Origin of the sequence: Lutibacter sp., assembly GCF_046055765.1 — a bacterium.
Taxonomy (GTDB): domain Bacteria; phylum Bacteroidota; class Bacteroidia; order Flavobacteriales; family Flavobacteriaceae; genus Lutibacter.
This window is the reverse complement of sequence record NZ_JASFZF010000051.1, coordinates 1-5,356: the sequence shown is the minus strand read 5'-3', so window position 1 is coordinate 5,356 and position 5,356 is coordinate 1. Positions and strand designations below refer to the sequence as shown.

Genomic DNA, 5,356 nt, shown 5'->3' with positions numbered 1-5,356 from the left:
TTGTTCATGTATTTAATTGTTTGATATTCAAATAAATATACGACTTTAATGAGTCAATGAACAACTTTTATTATTTAATTATTAATGCACAACGGGTTCAATTATTACATTTACTTCAAAATAAATTAAATGAGAGTTTTTAAATTAATAGTATTGGTTTTTTTCTTTTAATTCTCAAGTTGGAATTATTCAAGAAATGATGAATATTTCAAATAACTCATCAGCTAAATTTAATGTTAAAAGCCTATTTTTTCTATTGTCAAAGTATCCTAATTAATTTTTGTAATTTTAAACATTAATTTAAACGAATTATATGCCTTCTTTTCAAAATTCATTTCAATCAAAATTACCAGAAATTCCAACTTCAATTTTTGCTATTATGAGCGGTTTAGCAACTAAAGAAAATGCGCTAAATCTATCACAAGGTTTTCCCGATTTTAAAAGTGATGCTAAACTTATTGAGCTTGTAAATAAAGCTATGATTAATGGCTACAATCAATACGCACCAATGCCTGGAATTTTTAGTTTACGGGAAGCTATAGCAGAAAAATTTGACAAATTATATCAAACAACATACAATCCAGATACTGAAATTACCATAACTGCTGGCGGAACACAAGCTATTTTTACCGCAATAACGGCAACCATTAAAAAAGAGGATGAAGTTATTATTTTTAAACCCGCTTACGATTGTTATGAACCTACCGTTGAATTAGTTGGCGGAAAACCTATTTCGGTTCAGTTAGACCCAGAAAGTTTTAAAATAAATTGGGAAGAAGTTAAAAGTTTAATTACTAGTAAAACTAGGATGATTATTATTAATTCGCCTCATAATCCTTCAGGAAAAGTTTTGTCGAAAAACGATATGCAACAATTAGAAAATCTTTTAAAAAACACTAATATTTTATTGATTAGTGATGAGGTTTATGAGCACATTATTTTTGATAATCAATTGCATGAATCAGCTTGTTTGTATCCAAATTTAAAAGAACGGACTTTTATTATTGCTTCCTTCGGAAAAACATTTCATAATACAGGTTGGAAAATGGGTTATTGTGCTGCACCAGCTCATTTAACTGCTGAATTTAGAAAAGTACACCAGTTTAATGTGTTTTGTGCTAATCATCCTATTCAAATTGCATTGGCAACGTATTTAAAAAATGAGCAACATTATTTAAACTTGGGAACTTTTTATCAGCAAAAAAGAGATTTCTTTTTAAATTTAATGAAAGATTCTAGGTTTGAATTTACGCCTTCTTCAGGAACTTATTTTCAATTGTTAAACTATAAAAATATTACAGATGAAAGTGATATTAATTTTGCTAAAAAATTAACTATTGAAAATAAAATAGCCACTATACCAATATCGGTTTTTAATGAACAAAATTTAGACACCAAAGTATTACGAGTTTGTTTTGCTAAATCAGAAGAAACCTTACAAAAAGCAGCAGAAATATTATGCAAAATTTAAAAGTAGCATTTATACAATCTGATTTAGTTTGGCACAACGCCAAAGAAAATCTTCAAAACTTCACTAAAAAAATAAATCAAATTTCTGAAGATGTGGATTTGATTATTTTACCTGAAATGTTTACCACCGGTTTTAGTATGCATCCTAAAAATATTTCAGAATCTATGGAAGGGAAAACGGTTTTATGGATGAAAAAAATGGCTTCTTCAAAAAATGCAGTAATTACAGGAAGCGTTATTATAAAAGAAGATGAAGATTATTATAATCGATTGTTATTTGTATATCCTTCAGGGAAAATAGAAACCTATAATAAGCGACATTTATTTAGCTTGGCAGGAGAAGAAAAAGTCTATAAAGCAGGAATAGAAAAGAAGATTTTTACGGTAAAAGGATGGAAAATTTGTCCTCAAATTTGTTACGATTTGCGTTTCCCTGTTTTTGCAAGAAATACAGAAGATTATGAGATTTTATTTTATGTGGCAAATTGGCCAAAACAAAGAATAAAAGCTTGGGATGCACTGTTAAAAGCACGAGCCATTGAAAATATGAGTTATGTAATTGGGATAAATAGAGTTGGAAAAGATGCTAATAATTTTGAATATAGTGGACATTCTGCGGGTTTTGATAGTTTAGGAGAAACCATTGCCAAAACAACTCCTTTTAAAGAGGAAACTATTATAGTAAATCTAGATAAAAAGGTGCAGATAACTTTGCGAAAAAAATTGAATTTTTTAGCCGATAGAGATCAATTTAAACTATAACTGCCGATTTTATTTCCGTTTCAACTTTTTCAAAAAGCTGATTAAATTCCATAGAACTTGCTTTTATAGGTTCATGAACATCAAAAGATAAATGCACTCCAATTTCCATTGGGAAACCACCATAACGTAAAAACTTCCATGAATTATTTATGGTTATTGGAACTACATAGGCAGACGGAACACTTTTCACTAACATTTTAAGCCCGTTTTCAGAAAACCGTTTTGGAACACTATTTCTACTTCTAGTTCCTTCTGGAAAAATAATCGCAGTATATTTATTTTTTTCAATATATTTTCCAAAATTGATAATGGCTCGTAGAGATTGTTTGGCATCTTTTCTGTCAATTAAGCATGAGCCACCTTGCCTTAAATTAATTGAAATGCTTGGAATTCCTTTGCCTAACTCTATTTTGGAAACAAATTTTGGATGGTGTTTTCTTAAAAACCAAAAGTAAGGAGCAATGTCATTCATGCTTTGGTGGTTAGAAACAACTATTAAAGGAGCATTTTTAGGCAGTTTATATTTATTATTAAAACTTATTTTAGTCCCTAAAATATATAAACAACTAATTACAAAAAAGTTAAGCCAATCTACTGTTATTTTGTGAGCTTTATAACCACCAATTTTAAAAGCAACCCATTGAATTGGCTGAAAAACAACTAATACCATTCCAAAAAAGATATAGTAAATAATAGTTAAAGGATATGCAAGTAGTTTTTTCATAATAAAAAATCCTATCCTATAAACATCTGTTTATAGGATAGGAGTATAAATTTAATTAGAAAACCAATTATGCCAAGGAATAACAGCTAATATTAATAATAAAGCTATTAAATAATAAGCAAAAATGGTTTTAAATTTAGCATCATCTGTAGTTTTCTTTTTATGTTTTGAAAATCCAATGGTAATAAGTGCAATAGCAATTAGTATCATTAAAGGATGCTCAACTAAAGGTTTACGTAAAATGCTATTTTTCATAACATAACCCATTCCGTGAGATTGCATAGTTTGAAAATAGGTAGAAGTAAAATAAGCAATAAAACCAATAATTAATTGAATATGAGCAGCAATTAAAGCAAATAGAGATATGCGCAAATCTTTTGCTTCAAATTTTTTCTTAGAAAATAAACCTATTGCAGCATTTACAGTTGCAATAATTAATATTGCTAAAACTATATAAGCCCAATACGAGTGAATCATTTTTATCATAATAGTTTGTTTTTTTTAGTTGAAGCAAAAATAATGAATTAAAAATAGTAATCATTTTATTATAGTCTTAATTTAAAATTTAATTCATTTGAAAAGCAAATAGGTTTCAATTGAGCTAATAAAATGGAAATTAACACTGTAATAATATTAAAATTCTTAATTTTGATGTTCGATTTAATTTAAAACAATTAGACTATTGTGAAAAAACTACTTTATACCCTACTCTTTATTTTATTCGTAACTCCTTTTTACGGACAAACTGTTCCAGCATATTATAACGGTTTAGATCTCACTAAAACAGGGATGCCTCTGTTTAATGAATTAGCTACTAGAATACAATCTACACATTCAGGAATTCCTTATACGGGTTCACCAGTCGATGTTTGGGATGCATGTAAAGCAGGAGATGAAGATCCTGATAACAGCAACAATGTGCTTTTAATTTACGGCTTTGATGATACTGATAATGATGTAACAACAGATAGAACACGACTTAAAACTGAACAAGACACAGGAAGCGGAGCAACAGGAGTTTGGAATAGAGAACATGTGTTTGCTAAATCATTAGCAATACCTAAATTGGAAACTTCTGAACCTGGTCCAGGTACAGATGTTTACAATTTACATGCAGTTGACAGAAGCAGAAATACAACAAGAAGTAATAGGAAATTTACTGATGGTAGTGGAATACCATCTTATATTGAAACCACTAATGGCGGATGGTTTCCAGGTGATGAATGGAAAGGTGATGTAGCACGTTCTGTGATGTATATGTATATGGAATACCAGGGGGATGGTTCTCAAATTTCACAAACTCAATGTTTTCCATCCTATGTTGGTTTTGGAACTGTAAACAATATAGATCCAAATATGATAAACTTATTCTTAAAATGGAATTTTGAAGATCCAGTTTCACCTTTTGAAGCTAATAGAAATGAAGTGTTAGCAAATATTCAACACAATAGAAATCCATTTATTGATAATCCTTATTTAGCAAAAGTAATTTGGGGTGGCTTAAATGCAGAAGATAAATGGAATATGGGTGGAAGTTCTGATACTGAAGTACCAACAACTCCAACTAATTTAGTTACTTCAAATATTACAGACAGTTCCTTTGAGGTAACTTGGACAGCTTCAACAGATAATGTTGGTGTTTATGATTATCTTATTTATTTAGATGGTACTTATTTGCAAACAACTACAACTACAAGTATTAGCTTAACTAATTTAAGTTCAAACACAACCTATAATGTAACGCTTAAAGCTAGAGATACGTATTCTAATTTATCCGCTGAAAGCAGTGCGGTAAATGCAACTACTTTATCAGGACCAATATTTTCTTTACCATCAGATAATTTTAACATTCAGGTTACCAGTGAAACGTGCCCAGGTAAAAGTAATGGACAATTAATTATTACAGCTAATGAAACTCATAGTTATGTAGCCACCATTACTGGAATCAATACCAATTTTACAGATACACAAAATTTTGCAAACAGCCATTTGTTTGAAAACTTAGCACCAGATACTTATAATGTTTGTATTACTGTTACAGGAGAAAACTACGAACAATGTTTTGTGGTTGAGGTGATTGAAGGAACTACAGTTTCAGGAAAATCGAGTGTAAAAGCAAATAGAGCTATTGTTGAAATTGAACAAGGGACAGCACCATATAATGTATTTGTTAACGGAAAAGACGTTTTAGATACGAGCGCTCCTGTATTTTCTGTAAATGTAAAACACGGAGATTTATTAGAAGTAAAAACGGCAAAAACTTGTGAAGGAGTTTATTCAAAAGAAATCACTTTATTAAACGATTTTGTAGTATATCCAAATCCAAGTACAGGTATTTTTGAAATAGCGGTGCCAATAACTCAAAAGCAAGTACAAATTTCAATGTACAATATCCAATCA

The 5,356-nt window shown here is 29.7% G+C and carries 5 protein-coding genes; 3 read left to right on the top strand and 2 right to left on the bottom strand.

Annotated elements, in window-relative coordinates:
• Positions 1 to 313 precede the first annotated feature (313 nt).
• Both QM495_RS05830 and QM495_RS05825 read left to right on the top strand, forming a co-directional pair.
• Positions 314 to 1,471: a methionine aminotransferase gene (locus QM495_RS05830; RefSeq protein WP_408671174.1), complete on the top strand. Its 1,158-nt coding sequence runs from the start codon at positions 314 to 316 to the stop codon at positions 1,469 to 1,471.
• The gene (locus QM495_RS05825; protein ID WP_408671173.1) at positions 1,459 to 2,232 is read left to right on the top strand and encodes an amidohydrolase; all 774 of its coding nucleotides are present in this window, start codon (positions 1,459 to 1,461) and stop codon (positions 2,230 to 2,232) included. The genes QM495_RS05830 and QM495_RS05825 overlap by 13 nt, the downstream gene beginning before the upstream one ends.
• Here QM495_RS05825 and QM495_RS05820 read toward each other — a convergent pair.
• Together QM495_RS05820 and QM495_RS05815 are read right to left on the bottom strand one after the other, a co-directional pair.
• Positions 2,222 to 2,956, bottom strand: coding sequence for a lysophospholipid acyltransferase family protein (locus QM495_RS05820; protein ID WP_408671172.1), 735 nt, complete (start codon positions 2,954 to 2,956; stop codon positions 2,222 to 2,224). The genes QM495_RS05825 and QM495_RS05820 overlap by 11 nt on opposite strands.
• Positions 2,957 to 3,007: 51 nt before the next feature.
• Complete coding sequence (locus QM495_RS05815) at positions 3,008 to 3,433, bottom strand: hypothetical protein (RefSeq protein WP_408671171.1); 426 nt, start codon at positions 3,431 to 3,433, stop codon at positions 3,008 to 3,010.
• A 207-nt stretch (positions 3,434 to 3,640) separates the two neighbouring features.
• On the opposite strand from QM495_RS05815, the gene QM495_RS05810 reads away from it, so the two are divergent.
• A partial coding sequence (locus QM495_RS05810; RefSeq protein WP_408671170.1) for an endonuclease occupies positions 3,641 to 5,356 on the top strand: 1,716 nt, incomplete at its 3' end.

Bases quoted from the DNA above. Each gene is read 5' to 3' on its own strand.
- QM495_RS05815 (WP_408671171.1), bottom strand. From the start codon at position 3,433: ATGATTCACTCGTATTGGGCTTATATAGTTTTAGCAATATTAATTATT.
- QM495_RS05830 (WP_408671174.1), top strand. From the start codon at position 314: ATGCCTTCTTTTCAAAATTCATTTCAATCAAAATTACCAGAAATTCCA.
- QM495_RS05820 (WP_408671172.1), bottom strand. From the start codon at position 2,956: ATGAAAAAACTACTTGCATATCCTTTAACTATTATTTACTATATCTTT.
- QM495_RS05825 (WP_408671173.1), top strand. From the start codon at position 1,459: ATGCAAAATTTAAAAGTAGCATTTATACAATCTGATTTAGTTTGGCAC.